The organism is Sphingomonas sp. UBA978 (assembly GCF_002292295.1).
Classification (GTDB): Bacteria; Pseudomonadota; Alphaproteobacteria; order Sphingomonadales; family Sphingomonadaceae; genus Sphingomonas.
Genome location: NZ_DBBS01000020.1, coordinates 415154 through 441126 on the forward strand (window position 1 = coordinate 415154; position 25973 = coordinate 441126).

Annotated in this window: 22 protein-coding genes and 2 tRNA genes; 11 read left to right on the top strand and 13 right to left on the bottom strand. The window is 67.4% G+C overall.

The features are described 5' to 3' along the window. Positions 1 to 11: 11 nt before the first annotated feature. From glgB to B2515_RS14460, 4 genes are all read right to left on the bottom strand, one after another. Positions 12 to 2177, bottom strand: coding sequence for a 1,4-alpha-glucan branching protein GlgB (gene glgB / locus B2515_RS14445; RefSeq protein WP_293877440.1), 2166 nt, complete (start codon positions 2175 to 2177; stop codon positions 12 to 14). After that, positions 2174 to 4609 carry a glycogen/starch/alpha-glucan phosphorylase gene (locus B2515_RS14450; RefSeq protein WP_293877442.1) on the bottom strand — a complete coding sequence of 812 codons (2436 nt, stop codon included), beginning with the start codon at positions 4607 to 4609 and terminating at the stop codon, positions 2174 to 2176. The genes glgB and B2515_RS14450 overlap by 4 nt, the downstream gene beginning before the upstream one ends. Before the next feature lie 79 nt (positions 4610 to 4688). Further along, entirely contained in the window at positions 4689 to 6020 is a 1332-nt protein-coding gene (locus B2515_RS14455) for an Nramp family divalent metal transporter (protein ID WP_293877444.1), read from the bottom strand. Positions 6021 to 6099: 79 nt separating this feature from the next. Then, positions 6100 to 6735, bottom strand: a complete 636-nt coding sequence (locus B2515_RS14460; protein ID WP_293877446.1) for a DNA-3-methyladenine glycosylase family protein — start codon at positions 6733 to 6735, stop codon at positions 6100 to 6102. A gap of 57 nt (positions 6736 to 6792) precedes the next feature. Here B2515_RS14460 and B2515_RS14465 point away from each other — a divergent pair, with 57 nt between their 5' ends. Beyond that, a complete protein-coding gene (locus tag B2515_RS14465) occupies positions 6793 to 7110 on the top strand; it encodes a 2Fe-2S iron-sulfur cluster-binding protein (protein ID WP_293877447.1) in 318 nt (105 codons plus the stop codon). 53 nt (positions 7111 to 7163) lie between these two features. Here the strand turns inward: B2515_RS14465 and rlmB are convergent, their stop codons facing one another. Beyond that, positions 7164 to 7907: a 23S rRNA (guanosine(2251)-2'-O)-methyltransferase RlmB gene (gene rlmB, locus B2515_RS14470; protein ID WP_293877448.1), complete on the bottom strand. Its 744-nt coding sequence runs from the start codon at positions 7905 to 7907 to the stop codon at positions 7164 to 7166. Between the two features lie 39 nt (positions 7908 to 7946). Next, positions 7947 to 9539, bottom strand: coding sequence for a M20/M25/M40 family metallo-hydrolase (locus B2515_RS14475; protein ID WP_293877449.1), 1593 nt, complete (start codon positions 9537 to 9539; stop codon positions 7947 to 7949). A 140-nt stretch (positions 9540 to 9679) separates the two neighbouring features. Here B2515_RS14475 and B2515_RS14480 point away from each other — a divergent pair. From B2515_RS14480 to B2515_RS14495, 4 genes are all read left to right on the top strand, one after another. Next, positions 9680 to 9765: transfer RNA gene (locus tag B2515_RS14480), tRNA-Tyr, on the top strand. A gap of 173 nt (positions 9766 to 9938) precedes the next feature. Further along, the gene (locus B2515_RS14485; protein ID WP_293877451.1) at positions 9939 to 10514 is read left to right on the top strand and encodes an SRPBCC family protein; all 576 of its coding nucleotides are present in this window, start codon (positions 9939 to 9941) and stop codon (positions 10512 to 10514) included. After that, a complete protein-coding gene (locus B2515_RS14490; protein WP_293877453.1) occupies positions 10511 to 11698 on the top strand; it encodes a zinc-dependent alcohol dehydrogenase in 1188 nt (395 codons plus the stop codon). Before B2515_RS14485 ends, B2515_RS14490 begins: the two co-directional genes overlap by 4 nt. A 13-nt stretch (positions 11699 to 11711) precedes the next feature. After that, entirely contained in the window at positions 11712 to 12497 is a 786-nt protein-coding gene (locus B2515_RS14495) for an SDR family NAD(P)-dependent oxidoreductase (protein ID WP_293877455.1), read from the top strand. Between the two features lie 11 nt (positions 12498 to 12508). Here the strand turns inward: B2515_RS14495 and B2515_RS14500 are convergent. After that, positions 12509 to 12582: transfer RNA gene (locus tag B2515_RS14500), tRNA-Gly, on the bottom strand. 113 nt (positions 12583 to 12695) lie between these two features. Between B2515_RS14500 and B2515_RS14505 the strand changes: the two genes are divergently transcribed. Continuing rightward, entirely contained in the window at positions 12696 to 13970 is a 1275-nt protein-coding gene (locus B2515_RS14505; protein ID WP_293877457.1) for a methyltransferase family protein, read from the top strand. Here the strand turns inward: B2515_RS14505 and B2515_RS14510 are convergent. From B2515_RS14510 to purM, 4 genes are read right to left on the bottom strand one after another with little or no spacing between them, the layout of a single operon-like run. Continuing rightward, positions 13967 to 14548 carry a hypothetical protein gene (locus B2515_RS14510; RefSeq protein ID WP_293877459.1) on the bottom strand — a complete coding sequence of 194 codons (582 nt, stop codon included), beginning with the start codon at positions 14546 to 14548 and terminating at the stop codon, positions 13967 to 13969. The two genes, B2515_RS14505 and B2515_RS14510, sit on opposite strands and share 4 nt — an antisense overlap. After that, positions 14545 to 14925 (bottom strand): MmcQ/YjbR family DNA-binding protein, encoded by a 381-nt coding sequence (locus B2515_RS14515; protein ID WP_293877461.1) that lies wholly within the window; start codon positions 14923 to 14925, stop codon positions 14545 to 14547. Before B2515_RS14515 ends, B2515_RS14510 begins: the two co-directional genes overlap by 4 nt. Further along, the gene (gene purN, locus B2515_RS14520; protein WP_293877661.1) at positions 14922 to 15425 is read right to left on the bottom strand and encodes a phosphoribosylglycinamide formyltransferase; all 504 of its coding nucleotides are present in this window, start codon (positions 15423 to 15425) and stop codon (positions 14922 to 14924) included. Before purN ends, B2515_RS14515 begins: the two co-directional genes overlap by 4 nt. Before the next feature lie 48 nt (positions 15426 to 15473). After that, a complete protein-coding gene (gene purM / locus B2515_RS14525) occupies positions 15474 to 16610 on the bottom strand; it encodes a phosphoribosylformylglycinamidine cyclo-ligase (protein ID WP_293877463.1) in 1137 nt (378 codons plus the stop codon). A gap of 112 nt (positions 16611 to 16722) precedes the next feature. Between purM and B2515_RS14530 the strand changes: the two genes are divergently transcribed. The 4 genes from B2515_RS14530 (at position 16723) to B2515_RS14545 (ending at position 22369) form a co-directional block, all read left to right on the top strand. Continuing rightward, positions 16723 to 17976: a heavy-metal-associated domain-containing protein gene (locus tag B2515_RS14530; protein ID WP_293877465.1), complete on the top strand. Its 1254-nt coding sequence runs from the start codon at positions 16723 to 16725 to the stop codon at positions 17974 to 17976. Between the two features lie 5 nt (positions 17977 to 17981). Further along, positions 17982 to 18614, top strand: coding sequence for an HdaA/DnaA family protein (locus tag B2515_RS14535; protein WP_293877467.1), 633 nt, complete (start codon positions 17982 to 17984; stop codon positions 18612 to 18614). A gap of 2 nt (positions 18615 to 18616) precedes the next feature. After that, on the top strand, positions 18617 to 20782 hold the full coding sequence (locus B2515_RS14540) for an RNA degradosome polyphosphate kinase (RefSeq protein WP_293877469.1): 2166 nt from the start codon (positions 18617 to 18619) through the stop codon (positions 20780 to 20782). A gap of 120 nt (positions 20783 to 20902) precedes the next feature. Beyond that, positions 20903 to 22369, top strand: coding sequence for a Ppx/GppA family phosphatase (locus B2515_RS14545; RefSeq protein WP_293877471.1), 1467 nt, complete (start codon positions 20903 to 20905; stop codon positions 22367 to 22369). Positions 22370 to 22534: 165 nt separating this feature from the next. Here B2515_RS14545 and B2515_RS14550 read toward each other — a convergent pair whose 3' ends face one another. Both B2515_RS14550 and rnd read right to left on the bottom strand, forming a co-directional pair. Continuing rightward, positions 22535 to 22822, bottom strand: a complete 288-nt coding sequence (locus B2515_RS14550) for an I78 family peptidase inhibitor (protein WP_293877473.1) — start codon at positions 22820 to 22822, stop codon at positions 22535 to 22537. Next, on the bottom strand, positions 22819 to 23994 hold the full coding sequence (rnd, locus tag B2515_RS14555) for a ribonuclease D (protein ID WP_293877475.1): 1176 nt from the start codon (positions 23992 to 23994) through the stop codon (positions 22819 to 22821). Before rnd ends, B2515_RS14550 begins: the two co-directional genes overlap by 4 nt. A 101-nt stretch (positions 23995 to 24095) precedes the next feature. On the opposite strand from rnd, the gene aspS reads away from it, so the two are divergent. After that, positions 24096 to 25898 (top strand): aspartate--tRNA ligase, encoded by a 1803-nt coding sequence (gene aspS, locus B2515_RS14560; protein WP_293877477.1) that lies wholly within the window; start codon positions 24096 to 24098, stop codon positions 25896 to 25898. The last annotated feature ends 75 nt before the right edge of the window (positions 25899 to 25973 follow it).

Genomic DNA, 25973 nt, shown 5'->3' on the forward strand with positions numbered 1-25973 from the left:
CACCGGCCGTTTCAGCCTTCGTATTCCAGCATCACCGTGGCGAGCGGCGGCAGCGTCACCCAGGCCGCGCCGTCCTTCGCCTCGACCCCGCCCAGATTGCCCAACCCCGATCCCCAATAGTCATGGGCATCGGAGTTCATTACCTCGCGCCAGCGACCGTTATGCGGCAGCGGCACGCGATAGGGGGCACGGGCAACCGGTGTCAGGTTGGCGATCACCGCCACTGGTTTCTCGCCGGGCGCCTTGCGCAGCCAGGCGAAAACCGAATTGGTGGCGTCGTCGCCGATCAGCCATTCGAACCCCTCCGCCTCGCAATCGCGCGCGTGCAGCGCGGGCGTGTCGCGATAGACGCGGTTGAGGTCGCGGACGAGCTTGCGAACGCCGTCGTGCGCCGCAGAATTGCGCAAATGCCAGTCGAGCGCGCGTTCCTCGCTCCACTCCTGCCGCTGCGCGAACTCCTGCCCCATGAACAACAGCTTCTTGCCGGGATAGCCCCACATGAAGGCGTAATAGGCACGCAGGTTGGCGAATTGCTGCCAGTCGTCGCCGGCCATCTTGGTGAGCAGCGATCCCTTGCCGTGGACGACCTCGTCATGACTGAGCGGCAGGACGAAATTCTCGTCGAAGGCATAGACGAAGCCGAAGGTGATCTCGCCGTGATGATGGCGGCGGTGGATGGGCTCGCGCGCGAAATACTGGAGCGTGTCGTGCATCCAGCCCATGTTCCATTTGAAGCCGAAGCCAAGGCTTTCCTTCGGTCCCTCCTCGAATGCCGGCGTCGACACGCCCGGCCAGCTGGTCGATTCCTCGGCGACGGTGAACACGCCGTCCTGCTTGCCGTAGACCGCGCGGTTCAGGTCGCGGAGGAAGGTCACCGCCTCCCAATTCTCGCGCCCGCCCTGATCGTTCGGAATCCATTCGCCGGGTTCGCGGCTGTAGTCGCGATACAGCATCGACGCGACGGCATCGACGCGCAGACCGTCAACATGATAACGTTCAGGCCAGAACAAGGCGTTGTTGATGAGGAACGAGCGCACCTCGCGCCGTCCGAAATTGTAGATCGCGGTGTTCCAGTCGGGGTGGAAGCCGAGCCGCGGATCCTCATGCTCGTACAGGGCCGTGCCGTCGAAGCGGGTCAGGCCATGCGCGTCGACTGGGAAATGCGCCGGCACCCAGTCGAGCAGCACGCCGATGCCGGCACGATGCGCGCCGTCGACGAAGCGCGCGAAGCCGTCGGGATCGCCGAAGCGCGCGGACGGCGCGTAAAGGCCGGTGGTCTGATACCCCCATGACGGATCATAGGGATGCTCGCTGATCGGCATGAACTCGATATGCGTGAAGCCCATGTCGACGACATAGGGGATCAGCCGGTCGGCGAGCGCATCCCACGAGAGATACCAGCCGTTCTCGTCCTTGTCCCAACTGCCGGCATGCACCTCGTAGATGCTCATCGGCACGCGGCGTGGATCAACCTTCGACCAGGTGTCGCGATGCGCACCGTCGCCCCAGACATGCGCGGGCGGTGCGGTGGTGATCGACGCGGTCTTGGGGCGCAGTTCCGCGGCGAAGGCATAGGGGTCCGCCTTCAGCGGCTGCAACCGGCCGTCCGGGCCATGGATGGCGAATTTATAGCTGCGGCCGGCGCCGATGTCGGGAACGAAGATCTCCCACACGCCCACCTCGCTACGCCGGCGCATGACGTGGCGGGCGTGGTTCCAGTCGTTAAAGTCGCCGACCACCGACACGCGTTGCGCATTCGGCGCCCAGACCGCAAAATGCACGCCGGATACGCCTTGATGCTCGATCAAATGCGCGCCCATCTTGTCGTAAAGGCGGAAGTGCGACCCCTCCGCGATCAGATAATCGTCGGTCGGCCCCAGCACCGGCCCGAAGCTGTACGGATCGGTCACCCACCATTCCGCGCCATAGCCCTGCGCCCGGTACTTCACCGGTTGCGGTGCCCCGGTGACGATCCCCTCGAAGAGATCGTCCGAGCCGACGCGCGTCAGCGCCCCGAGCGACGCCCCGTCCAGATCATAGGCTTCCGCGGTTTCCGCGCCCGGAATCCAGGTGCGCGCGAAGGTGCCGCCCGGTCCGGCGAACACGCCGAGCAGCGAGAACGGATCGTCGTGGCGCCCGTCGAGCAAGGCGGCGATGGCGCCACGCGGTGGTTTCACTTGACACCCCAGATCTGCTTGGCATATTCGCCGATCGTCCGGTCGGACGAGAACCAGCCCATATTGGCAACGTTGAGCACCGCCGACCGGCCCCAAGCGGCGGTGTAGTTCCACTTCGCATCGACGTCGCGCTGCGCGGCGGCATAGGCATCGAAATCGGCGGCGAGCATGAACCAGTCATGGTCATACAGGCCGTCCATCAGCCCGGTGTAGCGGCCGGGATCGTCGGGCGAGAAGACGCCGGAGCGGATCGCGTTGACCGCCTGCGCCAGCTCGCGCGATCCCTCGATCACGTCGCGACCGCGATAGCCGCTGGCGCGCTTTTCGGCGACTTCGTCGGCGGTAAGGCCGAAGATGAAGATATTGTCGTCGCCGACATGCTCTTTTATCTCGATATTGGCGCCGTCCAGCGTGCCAATCGTCAGCGCGCCGTTGAGCGCGAACTTCATGTTGCCGGTGCCCGACGCCTCCATGCCCGCGGTCGAGATTTGTTCGGACAGGTCGGCAGCCGGGATGATCCGCTCGGCCATGCTGACATTATAGTTCGCCACGAACGCGACCTTGAGCAGGTCGCCCACCGCAGGATCGGCGTTGATCCGCTTGGCGACGTCGTTCGCCAGTTTGATGATGAGCTTGGCGTTGTGATAGCTCGACGCGGCCTTGCCCGCGAACAACTTCACCCGCGGCGTCCATTGCCGTTCGGGGTGGCTGCGGATCTGGTCGTACAGCGCCACCGTCTCGACGATGCCGAGCAGCTGGCGCTTGTATTCGTGGATGCGTTTGATCTGGACGTCGAAGATCGCATCGGGATCGAGGGTCAACCCCATGCTTTCCTTGATATAGGTCGAGAGCGTCACTTTGTTCGAACGCTTCACCGCGGCGAAACGCTCCCGAAATGATGCGTCGTCGGCAAAAGGAATCAGCGCGGTCAATCTGGTCGCATCGTCGCGGAAATCGGCGCCGATCGCCTCGGTCAACAGGCCGGTCAGGCCCGGGTTGCATTGCTGCAGCCAGCGCCGCGGCGTGATGCCGTTGGTCTTGTTGTTGATGCGGTCGGGATAGAGGCGGTGGAGATCGGCGAACACCGTCTTCTTCATCAAGTCGGTGTGCAGCGCGGCGACGCCGTTGACGCTGTGGCTGCCCGCGAAGGCGAGGTTCGCCATCCGCACGCGCCGCTCGCCGCCCTCGTCGATCAGGCTGATCGCGGCGATCGCGCGATCGTCGATCCCCTCGACGCCGCGCGCCTCGCGCAGCAGCTTGGCGTTGATCGCATAGACGATCTGCATGTGTCGCGGCAGCAGCCGTTCGAACAGCGGCAGCGGCCAGCTTTCCAGCGCCTCGGGCAACAGCGTGTGGTTGGTATAGCCGAACACCTGCCGGGTGATGTCCCACGCCTCCGGCATCGTCAGTTCGTGATGATCGACCAGCAGCCGCATCAACTCCGCCACCGCGACCGCGGGATGGGTATCGTTGAGCTGGATCGCCGCCTTGTCGGGCAGAGTCCGGATGTCGTCGAAATACTGGATATGCCGGCGGACGATGTCCTGGATCGACGCGGAGGAGAAGAAATACTCCTGCCGCAGCCGCAGCTCCTGACCGGCGGGCGTGCTGTCGTTGGGATAGAGGACGCGGGTCAGCGTCTCGGCGCGCATCTGTCCGGCGAGCGCGCCCTCGAAATCGCCGGCGTTGAACTGGTCGAGCTTGATCGGATCAAACGCGCGCGCATTCCACAGCCGCAGCGTGTTGACCCGTTTGCCGCGCCAGCCGACCATCGGCGTGTCGAACGCGACCGCCTCCACCGCCTCCGCCGGCGACCAGTGGACGCGGCCCTCCGCAACGCTGGTCACCTCGCCGCCGAAGCCGACGAAATAGGCGCTCTCGCGGCGTTCGAATTCCCACGGATTGCCGTGCGCCAGCCAGTTCTCGGGCAGCTCGATCTGCCAGCCGTCGTCGAGCCGCTGGCGGAACATGCCGTTCACGTAACGGATGCCATAGCCATAGGCTGGCAGGTCGAGGCTCGCGAGGCTCTCCATGAAACAAGCCGCGAGGCGACCGAGGCCGCCGTTGCCGAGCGCCGCGTCGGGCTCGATCTCCTCGATCTCGGCAAGGTCGACCCCCAGCGTCGCAAGCGCCGCCGCCACCTCGTCGTTGTGACGCAGGTTCGACAGCGCATCGCGCAGCAGCCGCCCGATCAGGAATTCGAGGCTGAGGTAATAGACCCGCTTGGCGCCGGCGGCATGCGCCGCCTTGGTCGATTCCATCCAGCGTTCGATGATCTCGTTGCGCAGCGTCAGGATCGTCGCGGCCAGCCAGTCGTGTGGCCGCGCGGCCTGCGCATCCTTGCCGATGCGGTGGACGAGCGTGTCGACGATGGTGGAGGCGAGGTCGTTGCTGGAAGCGGTCGGCGAAGCGGCGGCGGGGCTGTCTGTCACGGCATGTCCGGAGCAAGAGGAGGGCGCAATAGACGACGCCCGGCGGTGAAAGTCACCTGCCAAAACGACCGCATCGGGATCATAGCATCCCGATCAGCAACGTGCAGTTGAGGCCGATGATGATCGCCGCGATGCTCCAGGCGAGCATCCGCAGCCACGCCGGGCTGACGAAACGGCCCATCACCCGCGACTGGCCGGTGAACAGCACCAGCGGCACCACCGCGAACGGCAGCTGCAGACTGAGCACGACCTGGCTCAGCACCAGCAACTGCGTCGCGCCGCTGTCGCCCGATGCGCCGACCACGATCACCGCCGGCACGATCGCCAGCAGCCGCGTCACCAGCCGCCGCAGCCACACCGGCAGGCGCAGGTTGAGGAACCCCTCCATCACGATCTGGCCCGCCAGCGTGCCGGTGACGGTGGAATTCTGGCCCGAGGCGAGCAGCGCGATGCCGAACACGACGCTCGCCGCGCCGACGCCCATCATCGGCGCGAGCAGGCGATAGGCCTCGTCGATCTCGGCGACCTCGGTGCGGCCGGCGGTGTGGAACACCGCCGCGGCGACGATCAGGATCGCGGCGTTGATGAAGAAGGCGAGGCCGAGCGCGATCGTGCTGTCCAGCGTCGCCATCTTCGCCGCCTCCGCCTTGCCCGCGTCGGTATGGGCGAAGGCGCGGGTCTGGACGATGGAGGAGTGGAGATAGAGGTTGTGCGGCATCACCGTCGCGCCGAGGATGCCGATCGCGAGGTACAATTTGGCGGGATCGGTGACGATGCCGGGCGAGGGGATGAAGCCCGCCATCAGCGCGCCCATGTCGGGCTTCGCGTGGAACAGCTCATAGGCGAAACAGCCAGCGATGATGACCAGCAGCGCGAGGATGAACGCCTCGATCTTGCGGAAGCCGAAGCGTTGCAGCGCGAGGATCAGGAACACGTCGAGCGCGGTCAGCACCACGCCCCAGACCAGCGGCATGCCGAACAGCAGCTTCAGCGCGATCGCGGTGCCGAGCACCTCGGCAAGGTCGCAGGCGATGATCGCGATCTCCGCCAGCACCCACAGTGCCAGCGACACCGGCTTCGAATAATAAGCGCGGCACGCCTGCGCGAGGTCGAGGCCGGCGGCGACGCCGAGCCGCACCGACAGCGCCTGCAGCACGATCGCCATCAGGTTCGACAGCAGGATGACCGACAGCAAGGTATAGCCGAATGCCGATCCGCCGGCGATGTCGGTCGCCCAGTTGCCGGGGTCCATATAGCCGACCGCGACAAGGAAGCCCGGCCCCATGAACGCGCCCAGCCGCCGCCAGCCGGTGGCACCGACGGGGACGGCGACGCTGCGGTGGCTGCCGCCGAGCGAGGCGGGATGGGAGTAAGCGGGAAGGGCGGCAGTCGTCGGCGTGGCTGTCGTCATGCGCCGATCTGTGGACGAAGCCGGCGGGCGGGGCAAACCCAAAAGCGGCGAATGCCTTAGCCTGTGTCAGGCCGTCCGGTCAGACCGGCGCGGCATCCGTATCCGGGCCGGCGCCGTAATGGTGCCAGGTGAAGATCGCGAGCGCGCCGCGATGCGGCCGCCACGCCTCCGCCAGCGCGCGGGTGAGCTTTTCCGATGGGCGTTCGTCATGGCCGAGCAGGCGGCCGACCTCGATCTGCACGGCAAGGTCGCCGGCGGGCCACACGTCGGCGCGCCCCTCGGCGAAGAGCAGGTAGATTTCCGCCGACCAGCGGCCGATCCCCTTGACCCGGACGAGCTGCGCGATCGCTGCCTCGTCGTCGGCGGGCAGATGGTCGAGATCGAGCCGGCCGCTGGTCACCTCCTCGGCGAGGCTGCGGGCGTAGCTCGCCTTCTGCCGCGACAGGCCGGCGGCGCGCAGCGTCTCGTCGCTGGCGGCGAGGATCGTGTGCGGATCGCCGGGATCGCCGACCAGCCCCTCGAGCTTGCGATAGACCGCGGCGGCCGACGCGACGCTGACCTGCTGGCCGAGGATCGTGCGCAGCAGTGTCGCATAGCCGCGTTCGCGGATGCGGGGCGGCGGATAGCCGACGCGCGACAGCCCTTCTGCGAAGGCCGGTTCGGCGGCGGCGAGTGCATCCATCGCGACGCGGATCTGTTCCGCGCTCAGGCCCATGCTTGATCCCCGGCGCGGGGCGCGGCATGGCCGGTTGCAACTTGATCGGAGACTGACATGCCCAAGCTTATCGTCGTGACGCGTGAGGGGGAAGAACGCGAGATCATGGGTGAGGCTGGCCTGTCGGTCATGGAGGTGATCCGCGACGCCGGTATCGACGAATTGCTGGCGCTGTGCGGCGGGTGCTGCAGCTGTGCCACCTGCCACGTCCATGTCGACCCGGAATTTGCGGACAAACTGCCGCCGATGGGGCCGGACGAGGACGACCTGCTCGATTCGAGCGACGAACGCAACGCGACCTCGCGCCTGTCGTGCCAGCTGCAGATGACGCCGGCGCTCGACGGCCTGAAGGTGACGATCGCCGGCGAGGACTGATCGACTGATCGTCGCTGCCGTCACCCCGGAACCGATCCGGGGTGACGGCAGGATCAGCGCGCCGCGACCGCGTAGAGCGCGATCGCCGCGGCGTTCGAGACGTTGAGGCTTTCGACCTTCTCGCTGATCGGCAGCTTGGCGAGTTCGTCGCAATGCGCCTCGGTATTCTGGCGCATGCCTTCGCCTTCCGCGCCCAGCACGATGCAGATGCGCTGCGTGCCCATCGCCTGCGCCAGCGTCTGGTCGGCATGGCCGGTCAGGCCGATGCGCCAGAATCCCGCCTCGGCGATCTCCTCCAGCGCGCGCGCCAGATTGACGACGCGTACCCAGGGCACCGTCTCCAGCGCCCCCGACGCCGCGCGCGCGACCGTGCCGCTTTCGGGCGGCGCATGGCGGTCCTGCGTGACGATGCCGAGCGCATCGAATGCCGCGGCCGAGCGCAGGATCGCGCCGACATTGTGCGGGTCGGTGACCTGATCGAGCACCACCAGCGGGCGCTGGTCGTCCTTGCCCGCGATCAGCAGGTCGGCGAGCCAGCTGTCCTCCAGCGGCTCGACCTCGGCGACGAGGCCCTGATGCGGCGCGTCCGCCGGCACCAGCCGGCCGAGGTCGGGCGCCTCGGCATAGACCACGGGCAGCGTCGACGGAATGTCGAGCGACGCCAGCGCCTCGCGCGTTCCCCAGATCTTGCGGACGACGCGGTCGGGGTTGGCGAGCGCCGCCGTCACCGGGTGACGGCCCCAGAATTTGGGACGGTTGGCGGTGCCCGTCGACGGGCGATGCCCCTTGCGCGCCATCAGTCGGCACCCGGCAGGCGAAGGGTGGTGGAAGCAGGATCAGTCATCATTGGCATCGCTATAGGCAAAGGGATCGGTGACCACCGGCTGCGTCGGCAGCGGCGGGCGGGGCAATGCCTTGTCGGCATTGGCGGCGGAAAGCAGGACGGAGGCGAGGACGATCGAGCCCTGGCGCAGATCCTCCGGCTTCAGATGATCGAACGTGTCGACCGAGCTGTGATGGACGCGGCTGCCGTAATCGAGCGGGTCCTGAATGAACTGGAAGCCGGGGATGCCGATCTGTTGCAGGCTGACATGGTCGGTGCCGCCGGTCTGACGCGCGACGACGTTGCCCGCCCCCATCGAGGCGAACGGGGCGAGCCATTCGCGGAAGATCAGCACGACCGCCGGATTGTTCTCGGCATAGAGGCCGCGCAGCTTGCCCGATCCGTTGTCGATGTTGAAATAGGCGGCAAGTTCGCCGTGGCCGGGCAGCGGCACGATCGGCCAGCGATAGGCGAAGCCGTAATCGACGCCGGTGGGCTGCGGCCCGGTGCCGCGGCGGGCGAGGTGCGCGCGCGTATAGGCGGCCGAGCCGAGCAGCCCCTCTTCCTCCGCGCCCCATAGCACGAAGCGGATCGTCCGCTTCGGCCGCACGCCGCTCGCCGACAGGATGCGTGCCGCCTCCATCACCTCGGCGGAGCCGGCGGCGTTGTCGGCGGCGCCGTCGCCCGCGACCCAGCTGTCGAGATGTGCGCCGGCCATGACGTACCCTGCCTTGGGATCGGTCCCGGGGATTTCGGCGATGACGTTATAGGCGTTGACGTCGCTGTCGTCGAAGCGGACGTCGCTGACGATCTCCAGCACCGGCGCCGGCCCCATCTTGGCGAGCCGGGCAAGGCGGAGGTAATCCTCCTGCGCGATCTGCACCGCCGGCAGCGATGCGGTATCGCCGACGCCGAACAGATAGCCTTCGCCATGCACCAGCTTGCCGTCGCGATAGGACATCGTCGCCACCGCCACCGCGCCCTCTTCCTTCAGGAAGGCGTCGAGCTTCTTGGTATAGTCCAGCCGCTTCATCCGGCGATCGGCGGCGGCGGGATCGTAGCTGGGCTGCTGGAATTGGTCGAGCTTGCCGATATCCTCGCCCGTCAGGCGGCGGAAGGCGGGTTCGGTCGGGTCGGCGGCGGCGCGGGGCAGGGTGAGCATGACGATCTTGCCGCGCAGCTGGCCGCGATATTTCGCGAAATCGCGTTCGCGGGCGATCAGCGCGACGATCACCGGCGCGGTGAGCGGGCCGGCGGTGGCGGGCGTCCAGGCGACGGGGATGGCGGTCAGCTGGATCGGCCGCGGGCTGACCATCCGCACGCTCGACCGCTCGATCGACCAGCCGCGGCCGAAGGCGAAGCCTTCCTTGCGGACGTTCTTCAGCCCCCATGCGCGCAGCTGGCCTTCCGTCCACGCCTCCGCCGTGCGCGCGCCGGGCGAATTGGCGAGGCGCGGGCCGATCACGTCGGTCAGATGTTGCACGGTCTGCACGACCTGGCTGTGGTTGGTCCCCTGATCGATGATCGTGGCGATGGCGGCGCGATCCTGCGCGGCAACAGGCGTCGCGGCGGTAAGGGCGGCAGTGGCAAGCAGCAGGTGGCGCATCGATGTCCCCGGTGGTCTGTCGTCCGGGTGCTAGGCGGCGGCCGGCTTTCGCGCAAGCATCCGCGATTCGGCGGAAAGCGGCGTTGACAGCCGCGTTTTGCTTCGCCAATAGGCCGCCTCGCTTCGGCGAACTCGCATCCGGACAGGTGGCCGAGTGGTTAAAGGCAGCAGACTGTAAATCTGCCCGTGCAAGCGTACGCTGGTTCGAATCCAGCCCTGTCCACCACCTTCCCGCGCCACCGGGAAGGGTGCGGCCCGATCGGTCATCGGTCATCCCCCAGTTATTGGTCATTCTGCCGTCGGATTATAGAAACTAGGCTTATCTAGTTGAATCTGCACGCGTAACGACTGGAACGGGCTGCGCTACGCCGGGTTAGGGATCTTCCAAGGGAGATCCGCATGACCGAAGCCCATGACGATGCGCCAGCCGCGACGTCGAAACGACGCGGCGCCGCCGACACCGTAACCGAATCGCTGACCGAGGGGCAGGGCTCGTCGGTGGTGGCGCGTTCGGTGACGATCAACCGCCCGGCGAGCGAACTTTACAGCTACTTCCGCGATTTCGCGAACCTGTCGCATTTCATGGAGAATGTGATCGCGATCGAGGTGCGTGATCCGACGCATTCGCATTGGACCGTCAAGGCGCCGGCGGGTGCGAAGGTCGAATGGGATGCGCGCGTGACGGAAGAGCAGCAGGACCGGTTGATCGCCTGGACGTCCGAACACGGGGCCGACGTCGCCAATTCCGGTCGCGTCGAGTTTCGCGAGGCCGGCGACCGCGGCACTGTGGTCACCGTGACGATCGCCTACGACCCGCCCGGCGGCGTGGTCGGCAAGGTGATCGCCAAGATGTTCCAGCGCGAACCCGCGATCCAGGCGCGCCGCGACCTGCGCCGCTTCAAGCAGCTGATGGAGACCGGCGAGATCGCCACGCCAGCGATGAACCCCGCGCAATTCGAGGAGATGGGGCTGTGAAAGCATTGGCCTGGCACGGAAAGCACGACGTCCGCATCGATACCGTCGACGATCCCGAGATCGTCAACCCGCGCGACTGCATCATCAAGGTCACCTCGACCGCGATCTGCGGATCGGACTTGCACCTCTACGACGGTTACATCCCGACGATGCAGGCGGGCGACATCCTCGGCCACGAATTCATGGGCGAGGTGGTCGAGGTCGGCGCGAAGTCGACGCTGAAGAAGGGGCAGCGTGTCGTGGTGCCGTTCACCATCGCCTGCGGCAGCTGCTACCATTGCGGCAAGCACCAATATTCGGCCTGCCCCAACGGCCTGCCCGCCGACAATCAGGATATCGCGCAGGAGCTGTACGGCCATGAGATGTCGGGCCTGTTCGGCTACAGCCACATGACCGGCGGTTATGCGGGCGGTCAGGCGGAATATGTCCGCGTGCCGTTCAGCGACGTCGGCCCGATCGTCATCCCCGACGGCGTCGAGGACGACAAGGTGCTGTTCCTGTCCGACATCCTGCCGACAGGCTGGCAGGCGGCGGAATATGCGCAGATCGAGCCGGGCGACACCGTCGCGGTCTGGGGTTGCGGCCCGGTCGGGCTGTTCGCGGTACAATCGGCGTTCCTGATGGGCGCCGAACGCGTCATCGCCATCGACCATTTCCCGCATCGTCTGGAACTGGCGAAACGGTTCGGTGCCGAGACGATCAACTTCGAGGAAAGCGCGACTTACGAAGCGCTGATGGAGATGACCGGCGGCATTGGTCCCGACGCGGTGATCGATGCGGTCGGGCTGGAGGCGCACGGCATGTTCGTCGACAATGTCATCGACCGGATCAAGGCGGCGACCTTCCTCGGCACCGATCGCCCGCATTCGATCCGTCAGGCGATCATCGCCTGCCGCAAGGGCGGGCGCGTGTCGATGCCTGCGGTCTATGGCGGGTTCGTCGACAAGTTTCCGCTCGGCGCGTTCATGGAAAAGGGCCTGACGCTCAAGACCGGCCAGACCCACGTCCAGCACTACATGCCCGGGCTGCTCAACGCGATCATGGAGGGGAAGATCGACACCGAATTCCTCATCTCGCACCGCATGCCGCTGACCGACGCGCCCAAGGGCTACGACCTGTTCAAGAACCACCAGAACGAAACGACCAAGATCGTGCTGAAGCCCGGCATGACCGCCACCGCCTGAAGGATATCGAACCATGGCTGACAAACTTGCGATCATCACCGGTGCCTCGACCGGCATCGGCTTCGAACTGGCGACGCTGGCGGCGAAGGACGGCTACGACCTGATCGTCGTCGCCGACGAGGCGCTCATCAATGCGGCGGCGAACGACTTCGAGCAATTCGGCACGACGGTGACCGCGATCGAGGCGGACCTGTCGACGATCAAGGGCGTCGACCGGGCGCTCGATGCGGCGGACGGGCGACAGATCGATCTGCTCTGCGCCAATGCCGGCCACGGCCTCGGCCATGCCTTCCTCGATCAGGAGGTGAGCGACTGGCGGTCGGTCGTCGACACCAACATCACCGGCACCGCCTATCTGCTTCAGAAGGTGCTCGGGCCGATGGTAGCGCGCAATGCGGGCAAGGTGTTGGTGACCGGATCGATCGCCGGCTATATTCCCGGCAGCTTCCAGGCGGTCTATAACGGCACCAAGGCGTTCGTGGACAGCTTCGTCGCGGCGATCCAGAACGAGATCAAGGACGCCGACGGCGTCACGCTCACCAACCTGATGCCCGGGCCGGTCGATACCGAATTCTTCGCGCGCGGCGACATGCTCGATACCGACGTCGGTTCCGATCCGAACAAGAGCGATCCCGCCGATGTCGCGAAGGACGGCTGGGACGCGCTGATGGCGGGCAAGGCGTCGGTCGTGTCGGGCTGGAAGAACAAGATCCAGTCGGCCGTCGCCAACATCACGCCGAACGCGATCCTCGCCGAACAGCATCGCAAGATGGCGGAACCCGGGACGGCGAAGGACTAAGGGCGGCGGGGTGGAGCGGGTAACGGGAATCGAACCCGTGTATTCAGCTTGGAAGGCTGCTGCACTACCATTGTGCTATACCCGCGCACGCTGTGCGTCAGCGCCATTACCGTCCCCGGCGAGCCGGTGCAAGCGCCCGTTCCGTCGGCGACGCATGGTTCACGACTTGCTTACCGTTCGTCGGCTAGACGGGCGCGCATGTATCATGATCCTGCGCTGGCGGCCCGAGGCGCTGCCGATCCACGGCCCCGGTCCGCGGTCAGCCATGGCGTCGGCCTGGCCGGGCTGGCGGGGCTGGCCGTCTGGATCGCGATCGCCTGCGCGGTCGGCATGGACGGGCCCTATGCGGCGCTGGTCGGCCTGATCGCCTGCGGCGGGCCGATGGTCGGCTGGTCGTTGCTGGTCGACAAGGTCCATCGCAGCTCGACGACGGGGATCGACTGGAGCCTGACGCGCCCGCTGGCCGAGACGCGCGACATCAGCCTGACCAAGCTTGCCGGCCTCTACGTCACCTGGGGCGGCATCGCGATCGTCTATGGCGTCGGACGCTTCTATTGGGAGGGCAATTTCGCCTTCGCCATGTGGTGTTTCAGCTGGGCGATCCCGGTCGTCGCGGTGATCGCCGTACCCTATGTGCTGTGGCTCGACCGCCATCTGGTCGAGCCGCGCGACGGGGCATGGCATCTGGGCGCATGGCTGACCGGGCAGCAGGACGTCGACCGCAACGCGATCTACGGCCATTTGCGCAGCTGGGCCGTGAAGGCGTTCTTCCTCGCCTTCATGCTGGCGGTGGTGCCGGGTAATTTCGGCGGCTTCGTCCGCAGCGACCTGTCGGCGCTGCGCGATCCGGTCGCGCTGGCCCATTGGCTGATCGCGCTGATGTTCGTCATCGATGTCGCCTTTGCGACCGTTGGCTATATCCTGACGCTGCGCCCGCTCGACGCGCATATCCGCAGCGCCAATCCGTTCGCGGCGGCATGGACGGCGGCGCTGATGTGCTATCCGCCGTTCATCCTCATGGAGGCAGGCGGTCCGCTCGATTACCATCCGGGTACGCAGGAATGGACCGACTGGTTCGCCGGCCATCCGCTGCTCATGGCCGGCTGGGGTGCGATACTGGTCGTGCTGACCGCGATCTACGCCTGGGCGACGGTGGCGTTCGGACTGCGTTTCTCCAACCTCACGCATCGCGGCATCCTGACGCATGGCCCCTATGCCTGGTCGCGCCACCCGGCCTATCTGTCGAAGAACCTGTTCTGGTGGCTGTCGACGCTGCCGATCCTCACCACCGGCAGCCTGATCGACGCGGTCCGCGCGACCGCGCTGATGGGCGTCGTCAGCGGCATCTATTACTGGCGCGCCCGCACCGAGGAACGCCATCTGGGCCTCGACCCCGTCTATCGCGATTACAGCGACTGGATCGACCGGCGCGGCGCGGTGCCGCGCTTCCTGCGCTGGATGGTCGCCCGCTAAAGCGCCTTTGCCCACAAGGCGTCGATGCGCTTCTGATTGCCGCCGCTCTCGCGCAGCCGCAGGTCGAGCAATTCGACCTTGCGCCCGCGCAGCATCTGCCCCTCGGTCTTCCAGACCAGATCGTAGATCGCCTGCCGCGTCGTCGGCTGGTCGTCGGTGAAATAGGTGTAGCGGATCAGCACCGGCAGCCGCCCGGTCCGCTCGTCCGCGCCGCCGTCGGTGGTCTTGCGCAACGCGTCGTCGAACCAGCCCGCCTCGATCGTCTGCGTCACCGAATCCTGCGGCGCGACGCCGAGCGCAGTCGGGAAGGTCACGCGGATGTCGCCGAGCGGATGTGCTTCCTCGCGCGCCAGCAGGATCGATCTCTTGTCCCTGGCCACCGTGCCGCGCAGCGTGAAGCGCGCCTTGTCGCGGCTCGCGCTCGCCTGTTCGACCGCCTTGTCGGCCGCGGCGTCGCGGCGTTCCTGCCAATTGCTGTACAGCGTCAGTGCGGCGATCACCACGCCGGCGACCGCCACCACCTCCGCCAGCGTGATCCAGCGGCGGCGGGTCTGCGCCTGATCCTGCGTCTCGCTCATCGTCCGCCCGCCTCCAGCAGCCGGCGCGGCGCGGCCAGTTCCCAGCTGCGCGCGATCCGGTCCTCGATCAGCACCCAATCGGGATCGCCGTCCAGCGTCACGCCGACCCAGCCCGATGGGCCCAGATAGGCGGGCCGGCTATAGGTGTCGGGTGCCGCGTCGATCAGCATCGCCTGCTCGTCCGTTCCGCTGGTGCGCACGCAGACGACGTTTAGCCCATCGCCGTGATGGTTCTCCCGGACCTGCGCGAACTGCTTGTCCGCAACGAAGAAGGTTGGCTGGCCGTGGCTCGTCCGCTCCTCGACCTCGGGCAGCAGCAGCGCGATCTCGCGGACGCGGGTCAGGGCAGGGGAGGCGGCAGGGGCATCGGCGGTCATCGGCTGGCGAACTCCTTCAGCACCTGCGGGTAGAGCCGGTGCTCGGCCGCCAGAACGCGCATGGCCAGTGTTTCGGGTCCATCGTCCGGCAGCACCGGCACCTCAGCCTGTCCCAGCAGCGCACCGCCGTCGAGTTCCTCGGTGACGACATGCACCGAACAGCCCGCCACCGCATCGCCCGCCGCGATCGCGCGGGCATGGGTGTCGAGTCCCTTGTATTTGGGGAGCAGCGAGGGGTGGATGTTGACGATCCGTCCCCGCCAGCGCGCGACGAAATCGTCCGACAGCAGCCGCATGTAACCGGCGAGCGCGACCAGTTCGCATCCCGCCGCACGCAGGGCGGCATCGATCTGCGCTTCATAGGCGGCCTTGCCGATTCCTTTGGGCGACAGCGCGAAGGTGGCGATCCCGCGCGCCTCCGCCCAGGCGAGGCCCGCCGCATCGGGCTTGTCGGAGGCGACGAGCCCGACCGGGATACCCGCCTCGACCAGCGCCATCATGTTCGATCCGCGCCCGGAGATTAGGATGCCGACGGTCTTCACGCCGCCTCAGCCCTCATGCGTCGCGGTCCAGTCGGCGCGCGCGCTCCACGTCTCGGTCGATCCGCGCACGGTGCAGCCGCGCGGCCCCGCCTCGACCGTGCCGATCCTATCCACCGTCTCGCCCGCCTCGCGCAGTGCCGCGGCGACCGTTTCGGCGCGCTCCGCCGCGACGACCACCGCCATCCCGATCCCGCAATTGAAGGTGCGGGCCATTTCCTCGGGCTCGATCGCGCCCTGCGCCTGCAGGAATGCCATCAACCGCGGCTGCTCCCAAGTGTCCGCGTCGATCACCGCATGCGCGTCACCCGGCAGCACGCGCGGGATATTCTCGAGCAGGCCGCCGCCGGTGATATGCGCCAGCCCCTTGATCTCGCCTGCGCGCAGCAGCGGCAGCAGGCTGGCGACATAGATGCGCGTCGGCGCCATCAGGATATCGATCAGCAGCCGGTCCGAATCGAACAGCGCCGGCCGGTCGAGCTTCCACCCGCGATCCGTCGCCAGCCGGCGGACGAGCGAGAAGCCGTTGGAATGCACGCCCGACGAGGCGAGGCCGAGGATGACGTCGCCCGCGCCGATCTCGCGCCCGGTCAGCACCCGGTCACGCTCGACCGCGCCGACGCAGAAGCCGGCAAGGTCGTAATCGCCGGGGGCGTACATGCCCGGCATCTCGGCCGTTTCGCCACCGATCAGCGCACAGCCCGCCTGACGGCAGCCCTCTGCGATCGAGGCGACGACGCGCTCGGCGATCGCGTTGTCGAGCTTGGCGGTCGCGTAATAATCGAGGAAGAACAACGGCTCGGCGCCCTGGACGATCAGGTCGTTGGCGCACATCGCGACTAGGTCGACGCCGACGCCCTCGTGCCGGTCCCATTCGATCGCGAGCTTCAGCTTGGTGCCGACGCCGTCGTTCGCCGCGACCAGCAGCGGGTCGTCGAACCCGGCGGCCTTGAGGTCGAACATGCCGCCGAAGCCGCCCAGCTCCGCATCCGCGCCCGGGCGCCGCGTCGCCTTGGCGAGCGGTCCGATCGCGCGGACCAGCGCGTTGCCCGCGGCGATCGACACGCCGGCATCGGCATAGGTGTAGGACTGGTCGCCGGAGGCTGACGGGGAGGCCGGGGTGGGGGAGGATGGCGGGTTGCTCATCCGGCCAGCCTGCTAAAGTTTGTGGCGCGCGGTGGCAATCCTTCCCCGCACGGTGCGCGGCGGCACACAAGCTGCTTGGTTTTCCGGCGCCGCTTCGCCAAAAGGCGCAACGATGCGTGTCCGTACCCTGTTTTCCTCGCTGGCCGGTGCCGCATTGCTGCTCGGCGCCGGCGCCTATGCGCAGATCGAGGGCGGTCGCGGCGTCGCGCCGGTCGACAGTTCGGGCGATTTCGAGGTCAGTGGCGTCAGCGTCGACGTCGCCGCCAAGACTGCCGAATCCGCCCGGCTCGGCGGCTGGCGGCTGGCGCAGCGCAAGGCGTGGGTCCAGCTTTCCCGCCGGCTCGGTGCGGGCGGCGGGCTGGTGTCCGACGGTACGCTCGACCAGCTCGTGTCCGGCATCGTCGTCGAGCATGAACAGATCGGCCCGACGCGGTACATCGCCCGGCTCGGCGTGCTGTTCGATCGCGGCCGCGCGGCATCGGTGCTGGGGATCAGCGCCTATTCCGACCGGTCGCGGCCGATGCTGCTCGTGCCGCTGCAGGTGTCCGGCGGGGTCGAGACGGTCTTCGAACAGCGCAACGACTGGCAGCAGGCGTGGGCGCGCTTCCGCACCGGGAACAGTGCGATCGACTATGTCCGCCCCTCGGGCACGGGCGCCGATTCGCTGCTGCTCAACGCCGGCCAGATATCCCGACCGGGGCGCGGCTGGTGGCGGACGATTATCGACCAATATGGCGCCGCGGATATCCTCATCCCCGTCGTGCGGCTGTACCGCAGCTATCCCGGCGGCCCGGTCATCGGCGTGTTCCAGGCGCGTCACGGCCCCGACAACGACCTGATCGGCAGCTTCACGTTGCGCGTCGGCAGCGCGGCCGGCCTGCCGCAATTGCTCGACACCGGCGTCGCGCGGATGGACGCGCTGTTCCAGCAGGCGTTGCGCGGCGGCGCGCTCGGCCTCGATCCGACTTTGTCGCCGCCGCCCGAGCCCGAACCCGTCATCGATCCCGACGCGATCGACGACAGCGCGGGCGGCGAGACGCTGGCGGAGATCGTCGGCGACACCGCGTCCGCCAATGCCGGGATCCCGATCACGGTCCAGTTCGACACGCCGGGCGCCAGTGCTGTGGCGAATACCGAAGGGTTGATCCGTGGCATCGCGGGCGTCCGTTCGGCGACGACCACCAGCCTCGCGCTCGGCGGCCTGTCGCTGATGCGCGTCACCTATGACGGCGATCCCGACGCGCTGCGCGCGGCTCTGGAGGTGCGCGGCTATCAGGTGACGGGGTCGGGCCAGACGCTGCGCATCCGCCGCGCGCCGCAACTGCTGCCGCCCAACCTGCCGTCCGACGAAAAGCCCGCAGGATAAGCCGCATGACCAGCCAGCTCGCGCTGCCGTTGGGGTGGCCGGCGGACCCCAGGGACGACGCCTTCCTCATCACCAATTCCAACCTGCGTGCCGCGCAGACGCTGGAACATTGGGCGACATGGCCGGTCATGGCCGCCGTCCTCACCGGCCCGCGCAAATCGGGGCGCAGCCTGCTCGCGCGCATCTTCGCCGCCAAGAGCAACGGCAGCATCATCGACGACGCGGAGAACGTGCCGGAGGCGCACATTTTCCACGCCTGGAACTTGGCGCAGACGGAACGGCGCCCCCTCGTCATCGTCGCGGACGCGTTGCCGCCGACCTGGGGGGTGCGCCTGCCCGACCTGAAATCGCGCCTCGCCGCCAGTCCGCATGCCGCGATCGGCGCGCCCGACGACGAACTGATCGCCGCGCTGCTCGACCATCTGTTCCAGCGTCGCGGCCTCGATGCGCGGCCCGATCTGGTGACGTGGCTCAGCACCCGGATCGAACGCAGCCATATCGTCGTCCAGCGCGTCGTCGATGCGCTCGATCAGGAGGTGCTGGAAAGCCGCAAGCGCCTGTCGATTCCGCTCGCCCGAACAGTTTTGACTGCGGCCGGGATCGTCACGCAACCGCAACCGTTCCTGCCTATGACGTAATCATGACACGCCCAGCTCACCTTTCGCACCTGTCCGCGGCCGACGACGATCCCTTCGTTCCCGAGATCAACGACCGCTATTTCAATCGCGAACTGTCGTGGCTGGCGTTCAACCGCCGCGTGCTCGAGGAAGCCTGCAATCCGGCGCATCCGCTGCTCGAACGGCTGCGGTTCCTGTCGATCTCGGGCAACAATCTCGACGAATTCTTCATGGTCCGCGTCGCCGGCCTGAAGGGGCAGCAGATGAAGGACGTCGATCGTCGCTCGTCGGACGGTCTGACGCCCGGCCAGCAGCTGGCGGCGATCACGACCGAGGCCGACGCGCTGATGGCGAGCCAGCAGGCGGTGTGGGGCGACCTGCGCACCCTGCTCGACGAAGCTGGCCTCCACGTCCTGCGCCGCGACGAGGTCGATCCGCAGGCGGCGGAATGGCTCGAGACGCATTTCCGCGAACAGATCTTCCCGATCCTCACCCCGCAGGCGCTCGATCCCGCGCATCCCTTCCCGTTCATCCCCAACAAGGGGCTGTCGGTGATGTTCGACGTCGTCCGCGATTCGGACGGCGAGCCGGTGCGCGAGCTGGTGATGATCCCGGCGAGCGCGCCGCGCTTCGTCCGCCTGCCGGGGGAGCCCGCCCGCTACGTCTCGATCGAGGCATTGCTCAAGCGGTTCGCGCCGGTGCTGTTCCCCGGCTATACCCTGGTCGGTGCCGCCGCCTTCCGCGTGCTGCGCGACAGCGATATCGAAATCGACGAAGAGGCGGAGGATCTCGTCCGCTACTTCGCCAACGCGATCAAGCGCCGCCGGCGCGGACGCGTCATCCGTCTGGAACTCGAAACCGGCATGCCCGATGCGCTCGCGCAGGTGCTGCGCGACGAGCTGGGCGGCGCCGATGCGACGATCACTGAAAGCGGCAACCTGCTCAGCATCGGCGATCTGGATGCGGTGATCGACGAGGATCGCCCCGACCTCAAGTTCCTGCCCTTCGTCCCGCGCTTCCCCGAACGGATCCGCGAATTCGGCGGCGACTGTTTCGCGGCGATCCGGTCGAAGGACATCGTCGTCCACCACCCCTATGAGACGTTCGACGTCGTCCTCGCCTTCCTCAAGCAGGCGGCACTCGACCCCGACGTCATCGCGATCAAGCAGACGCTATACCGCGCCGGCAAGCAGCCCGCGGTCATCAACGCGCTGATCGCCGCGGCGGAGGCGGGCAAGTCGGTCACCGCCGTCGTCGAACTGCGCGCCCGTTTCGACGAGGAGCAGAATATCCTGTGGGCGAGCGCGCTCGAACGTGCCGGCGTGCAGGTCGTCTACGGCTTCCTCGAATGGAAGACTCACGCCAAGGTGTCGATGGTCGTCCGACGCGAAGGGGGACAGTTCCGCACCTATTGCCACTTCGGCACCGGCAACTACCATCCGGTCACCGCGCGCATCTACACCGACCTGTCGTTCTTCACCGCCGACCCGCGCATGGGTCGCGATGCCGCGCAGATGTTCAACTACGTCACCGGCTATGTCGAACCGACCGACATCACCAAGCTGAGCCTCAGCCCGCGCGACCTGCGCCAGAAACTGCTCGACCTGATCGACGTCGAGATCGCCAACGCCCGCGCCGGCAAGGAGGGCGCGGTCTGGGCCAAGATGAACAGCCTGGTCGATCCCGCCATCATCGATAAATTGTACGAGGCGAGTGGCGCCGGGGTGGAGATCGAACTCATCATCCGCGGCATCTGCTGCCTGCGCCCCGGCGTGCCGGGCATGTCGGAGAATATCCGGGTCAAGTCGATCATCGGCCGTTTCCTCGAGCACAGCCGGATCTTCTGCTTCGGCAACGGTGCCGCGCTGCCCAACGACGGCGCGCAGGTGTTTATCTCCTCGGCCGACTGGATGCCGCGCAACTTCGACCGCCGCGTCGAATATATGCTGCCGATCGAAAACCCGACCGTTCACGATCAGGTGCTTGATCAGGTAATGGTCGCCAATCTGATCGACAGCGAACAAAGCTGGGAGCTGGAGCCGGACGGCCGCTACGTGCGCGAGGTGCCGGGGGACAAGCCGTTCAACCTCCATCGCTATTTCATGACCAATCCGTCGCTATCCGGACGCGGCACGGCGCTGGCGGAAAGCGACGCAGTGCCGACGCTGGCCCTGCGACGGCGGCGATAGCGGGTTGTTGCTCACCACCGAACACGCCACAACGCCGCGGATGGTCCTCCCCACCCTGCCTCGCCGTCCCCGCCCCTCCGGCGCCGCTTTGTGGCGAGGCGTGACGGCAGGACGGTCGCGATGACCAGCGCCTATCCCCGCACCGGCATTATCGACATCGGCTCCAACTCGGTGCGGCTGGTCGTCTATCAGGGCCATCCGCGCGTGCCGGCGACCCTCTTCAACGAAAAGGTCATGGCCGGCCTCGGCCGCAGCCTCGCCGCGACCGGCGCGATCGATGCCGACAGCCTCAGGCTCGCGATCGGCGCGCTGCGCCGTTTCGCCGCGGTCGCGCGCGAGATGGACGCGCGCCTGCGCACCGTCGCCACTGCCGCGGTCCGCGACGCCAGCAACGGCCAGCGCCTGATCGAGGCGGCGAGCGACCTCGGCCTCAAGGTCGAATTGCTCTCCGGCGAGCAGGAGGCGACCGCGTCCGGCATGGGCGTGCTCTCCGCCATCCCCGATGCGGACGGCATCGTCGGCGATCTCGGCGGCGGCAGCCTCGAACTCGTCCGCGTCGTCGCCGGCACCGTCACCGATCGCGTGTCCTTTCCGCTGGGCGTGCTGCGCATCGCAGGCTTGCGGCAGGGGCGCGGCCCCGGTTTCGATCGTCACGTCACCCGGCTAATCCAGGAGGCGGGCTGGACCGGGCGGGGCAGGGGCCTGCCGCTCTACATGGTCGGCGGATCGTGGCGCGCGCTCGCCCGGCTCGACATGAGCCTGACGCATTATCCGCTGCCGATCATCCACGGCTATACGCTGGCGCCCGAAACCGTCGGGCGGCTGGGGCGCAGCATCGCGCATCTGTCGAAACAGCGTTTGCGTGCGGTGCCCGGGATGTCGTCGGTCCGTGCTGGGCAACTCGGCGATGCCACCGCCCTGCTCGCCGTGGTGATGCGCGAACTCGGTTCGGCAAGCGCGATCGCCTCCAGCTCGGGCCTGCGCGAAGGGCTGCTCCACGCCGCGCTCGACGCGCCGACCCGCGCGCTCGACCCGCTGATCGTCGCGACCCGCGAGGAGGGCCGGCTGCTGGGGCGCTTCCCGGAGCATGGCGACCTGCTCGCCGACTGGATCGCGCCGCTGTTCGCCGACGACGATCCGCAACTCGTCCGCATCCGCCATGCCGCCTGCCTGCTCGCCGACACCGGCTGGCGCGCCAACCCGGAATTTCGCGACGAACGCGGGTTCGAGATCGCGCTGCATGGCAATTGGGTGGCGATCGACATCGCCGAACGCGCGATGCTGGCGCAGGCGCTGCACACCAGCCTCGGCGGCAGCATCGTCCCCCATCCCGTGTTGACCGGCCTCGCCAACGCCGGCCAGATTGCGCTGGCGATCCAGTGGGGCCTTGCGATCCGCCTCGGCCAGCGCTTCAGCGGCGGCCTCGCCGGCCCGCTGCAACGTGCGACACTGACACTGCGGCCGGGAAAGGTCGCGCTGGCGCTGTCGGACAACGACTGCGCGCTCTACGCGGAGACGGTCGAACGCCGCCATGCGGCCTTGGCGACGGCCCTCAGGCGGAAGGCCGTGGTGGAGACTGCCGGGTAAAGAAGGTGGGTTCACGCGGAGACGCGGAGAGAAAGTGAGCTGCGCGAAGCGCCCATACAGCAGCCGTCCGACCGCAGGCGCACGAACGTCTGAAGTCGCTGCCGCGGCCTCAAACGCTCTTCTTCTCCGCGTCTCCGCGTCTCCGCGCGAACCCACCCTCTGCGATCACCCGCAGCGCAGCCCGTCGATCTGCCCGCCGTCGTCCAGCAGGATATTCAGCCGCTCCGCCCGGAAATCCATCGTCGCTGCATCGTCCGGCCGCAGCACGCGCGACATCGCCGCGTTCGCCGCATGCTCGATCTCCGGCCGCATCCGTTCGCGGAACTTGACGCCGGCGAAGCGCATCTTCACCCGCTCGTCGATCACGCATGGCCCACGCGCCGCCATCGGCGGCTGCATCGTCGCACAGCCGGCGATCAGCACCGGCACCATCACCATTATAGCCCGCATCATGCTACATCCTCCGTCCGCGTCATCTTGAGCTTGCCGCCCTTGACGGCAAAACCCAGACGACCCTCGACAAGATCCACCGCATCGCGCCCGAACTGGTCGTAGCGCCAGCCCTCCAGCATCGGCAGGCCCGTACGGACCCCCGCAGCCAGCGCCTCCAGCTCATCGGATCGCGCCAGCAGGCGCGAGGCGACGTCGATGTCGCGCGAGCGAATCTTGAGCAGCAGCTTGAGCAGGTCGGCGACCAGCGCGCCGTCCTTGCCCAGCCCCGGCTTGCGGTCGTCGCGCGGCGGCAGCTCGTCGCCCGACAGCGGCATCGCCGATTCGATCGCCGCCATCAGCCGCCCGCCGATATCGTTCGACGCCCAGGTCGCCGACAGGCCGCGCACCTTGGCGAGGTCCGCCTGCTTGCGTGGCGGATGGCCGGCGAGGTCGCCCAGCGTCTCGTCCTTGACGATCCGCCCGCGCGGCAGGTCCTTGCCCTGCGCCTCCAGCTCACGCCAGCGCGCCAGCGCCTTGAGCCGCCCCAGCACGTCGGGCTTGCGCCCCGAAATCCGCACCCGCTTCCACGCCTGATCGGGATCGTTGGCGTAATTGGCGGGATCGGCGAGTCGCTCCATTTCCTGATCGAGCCAAACGCCGCGCCCGGTCTTGCGCAGCCGCTCCAGCATCATCGGAAAGATCTTGGCGAGGTGGGTGACGTCGCCGATCGCATATTCGATCTGGCGCGCGTCCAGCGGTCGCCGCGCCCAGTCGGTGAAGCGCGCGCCCTTGTCGACGACGATGCCCAGCCAGCTGTCGACCAGGTTCGAATAGCCGATCTGTTCGCCCTGACCCAGCGCCATCGCCGCGACCTGCGTGTCGAACAGCGGATGCGGCGTCTTGCCGGTCAGATTGTAGATGATCTCGATATCCTGCCCGCCGGCGTGGACGACCTTCAGCACGTCCTGATTCTCGGTCAGCAGCTCGAGCAGCGGCGTCATGTCGAGTCCGGGTGCCATCGGGTCGATCGCCGCCGCCTCGTTCACGTCGGCGATCTGGATCAGGCAGAGTTCCGGGTAATAGGTGCTCTCGCGCATGAATTCGGTATCGACCGTGATGAAGTCGGCTTCAGCGAGGCGGGCACACAGATTGGCGAGGGTCGCGCTGTCTGTAATCAACGGGTGGATATGCATCCCACCGTCCATAGCCACACGCGCGCGGGTTGACAAAGAGGGGATGGGGAGGGAAGCGCCGGCCCATCATACAGCCCGCATCTTGCCGGAAGAAAACGACCATGCACGCCTATCGTACCCACACCTGCGCCGCGCTGACTGCGAGCAACGTCGGCGACACCGTTCGCCTGTCGGGCTGGGTCCATCGCAAGCGCGACCATGGCGGCGTGCTGTTCGTCGATCTGCGCGACCATTACGGCATCACCCAGATCGTCGCCAAGGCCGGCACCGCGACGATGGAGCTGCTCGAGCGGCTACGCGTCGAATCGGTCGTCACCGTCACCGGTGAGGTCGTCTCGCGCGGGCCCGAGGCGACCAACCCGAACCTGCCGACCGGCGAGATCGAGGTCGTGGCGAACACGATCGAGGTGCAGAGCCATGCGCAGGAACTGCCGATGCCCGTCGCCGGCGATGCTGAATATCCCGAGGATATCCGCCTGCGCTACCGCTTCCTCGACCTGCGGCGCGAGCGGCTGCACCAGAACATCATGCTGCGCTCGAAGGTCATTTCCTCGATCCGCCAACGCATGATCGGGCAGGGCTTCACCGAATTCCAGACGCCGATCCTCACCGCCTCCTCGCCCGAGGGCGCGCGCGACTATCTCGTCCCCAGCCGCGTCCATCCGGGCAAATTCTACGCGCTGCCGCAGGCGCCGCAGATGTTCAAGCAGCTGCTGATGGTCGCCGGCTTCGACCGCTATTTCCAGATCGCGCCCTGTTTTCGCGACGAGGACGCACGCGCCGACCGCAGCCCGGGTGAATTCTACCAGCTCGATTTCGAGATGAGCTACGTCACGCAGGAAGACGTGTTCCAGGCGATCGAGCCCGTGCTGCACGGCGTGTTCGAGGAATTCGCCGACTGGCAGGGCAAGGGCCGACAGGTGTCGCCGCTGCCGTTCAAGCGCATCCCCTATCGCGAATCGATGCTGAAATACGGCAACGACAAGCCCGACCTGCGCAACCCGATCCTCATCAGCGACGTGTCCGAGCAGTTCGTCGGCTCGGGCTTCGGCCGCTTCGCCTCGATCGTCGAGGCCGGCGACGTCGTGCGCGCGATCCCGGCGCCCGGCACCGCCGACCGCAGCCGCAAGTTCTTCGACGACATGAACGCCTGGGCGCAGTCCGAAGGCTTCGCGGGCCTCGGCTATGCGACCCGCAAGGGCGGCGAATGGGGCGGCCCGATCGCCAAGAACCATGGCGAGGACAAGATGTCGGCGATGGCCGACGCCCTCGGCCTCGGCCCGGACGACGGCCTGTTCTTCGCCGCCGGCAAGGAAGGCCAGGCGGCGAAACTCGCCGGCCTCGCGCGCACCCGCGTCGGCGAGACGCTGGGCCTGATCGACCAGAATCGTTTCGAATTCTGCTGGATCGTCGACTTCCCGATGTTCGAGTATGACGAGGACGCCAAGAAGGTCGACTTCAGCCACAACCCCTTCTCGATGCCGCAGGGCGAGATGGACGCGCTGGAAACGAAGGACCCGCTCGACATCCTCGCCTATCAGTATGACATCGTCTGCAACGGCGTCGAACTGTCCTCGGGTGCGATCCGGAACCACCGGCCGGAGATCATGTACAAGGCGTTCGAGATCGCCGGCTACACGCAGGCGGACGTCGATACGAACTTCGCAGGCATGATTAACGCCTTCAAGTTCGGCGCGCCGCCGCACGGCGGTTCGGCTCCCGGTATCGACCGCATCGTCATGCTGCTCGCCGACGAACCCAACATCCGCGAGGTCATCGTCTTCCCGATGACGCAGAAGGCGGAGGATTTGATGATGGGCGCGCCCAATTTCGCGACGCCCAAGCAGCTCAAGGAACTGAACCTGCGCCTCGCCCCGCAGGTCGAGGCGCCCAAGGCCGGCTGAGGCCCGCGCACGCCCGATCCGCTTCCCCCGCCGGGTTAACCATGTCACTACCCCGGCGGGGCTAGAGGCGGGGGA

Coding starts and splice junctions, on each gene's coding strand:
- B2515_RS14455 (WP_293877444.1), bottom strand. CDS start 6,020: ATGACGACAGCCACGCCGACGACTGCCGCCCTTCCCGCTTACTCCCAT.
- B2515_RS14460 (WP_293877446.1), bottom strand. CDS start 6,735: ATGGGCCTGAGCGCGGAACAGATCCGCGTCGCGATGGATGCACTCGCC.
- B2515_RS14465 (WP_293877447.1), top strand. CDS start 6,793: ATGCCCAAGCTTATCGTCGTGACGCGTGAGGGGGAAGAACGCGAGATC.
- rlmB (WP_293877448.1), bottom strand. CDS start 7,907: ATGGCGCGCAAGGGGCATCGCCCGTCGACGGGCACCGCCAACCGTCCC.
- B2515_RS14475 (WP_293877449.1), bottom strand. CDS start 9,539: ATGCGCCACCTGCTGCTTGCCACTGCCGCCCTTACCGCCGCGACGCCT.
- B2515_RS14485 (WP_293877451.1), top strand. CDS start 9,939: ATGACCGAAGCCCATGACGATGCGCCAGCCGCGACGTCGAAACGACGC.
- B2515_RS14495 (WP_293877455.1), top strand. CDS start 11,712: ATGGCTGACAAACTTGCGATCATCACCGGTGCCTCGACCGGCATCGGC.
- B2515_RS14505 (WP_293877457.1), top strand. CDS start 12,696: ATGTATCATGATCCTGCGCTGGCGGCCCGAGGCGCTGCCGATCCACGG.
- B2515_RS14510 (WP_293877459.1), bottom strand. CDS start 14,548: ATGAGCGAGACGCAGGATCAGGCGCAGACCCGCCGCCGCTGGATCACG.
- B2515_RS14515 (WP_293877461.1), bottom strand. CDS start 14,925: ATGACCGCCGATGCCCCTGCCGCCTCCCCTGCCCTGACCCGCGTCCGC.
- purN (WP_293877661.1), bottom strand. CDS start 15,425: ATGATGGCGCTGGTCGAGGCGGGTATCCCGGTCGGGCTCGTCGCCTCC.
- purM (WP_293877463.1), bottom strand. CDS start 16,610: ATGAGCAACCCGCCATCCTCCCCCACCCCGGCCTCCCCGTCAGCCTCC.
- B2515_RS14530 (WP_293877465.1), top strand. CDS start 16,723: ATGCGTGTCCGTACCCTGTTTTCCTCGCTGGCCGGTGCCGCATTGCTG.
- B2515_RS14535 (WP_293877467.1), top strand. CDS start 17,982: ATGACCAGCCAGCTCGCGCTGCCGTTGGGGTGGCCGGCGGACCCCAGG.
- B2515_RS14540 (WP_293877469.1), top strand. CDS start 18,617: ATGACACGCCCAGCTCACCTTTCGCACCTGTCCGCGGCCGACGACGAT.
- B2515_RS14545 (WP_293877471.1), top strand. CDS start 20,903: ATGACCAGCGCCTATCCCCGCACCGGCATTATCGACATCGGCTCCAAC.
- B2515_RS14550 (WP_293877473.1), bottom strand. CDS start 22,822: ATGATGCGGGCTATAATGGTGATGGTGCCGGTGCTGATCGCCGGCTGT.
- rnd (WP_293877475.1), bottom strand. CDS start 23,994: ATGCATATCCACCCGTTGATTACAGACAGCGCGACCCTCGCCAATCTG.
- aspS (WP_293877477.1), top strand. CDS start 24,096: ATGCACGCCTATCGTACCCACACCTGCGCCGCGCTGACTGCGAGCAAC.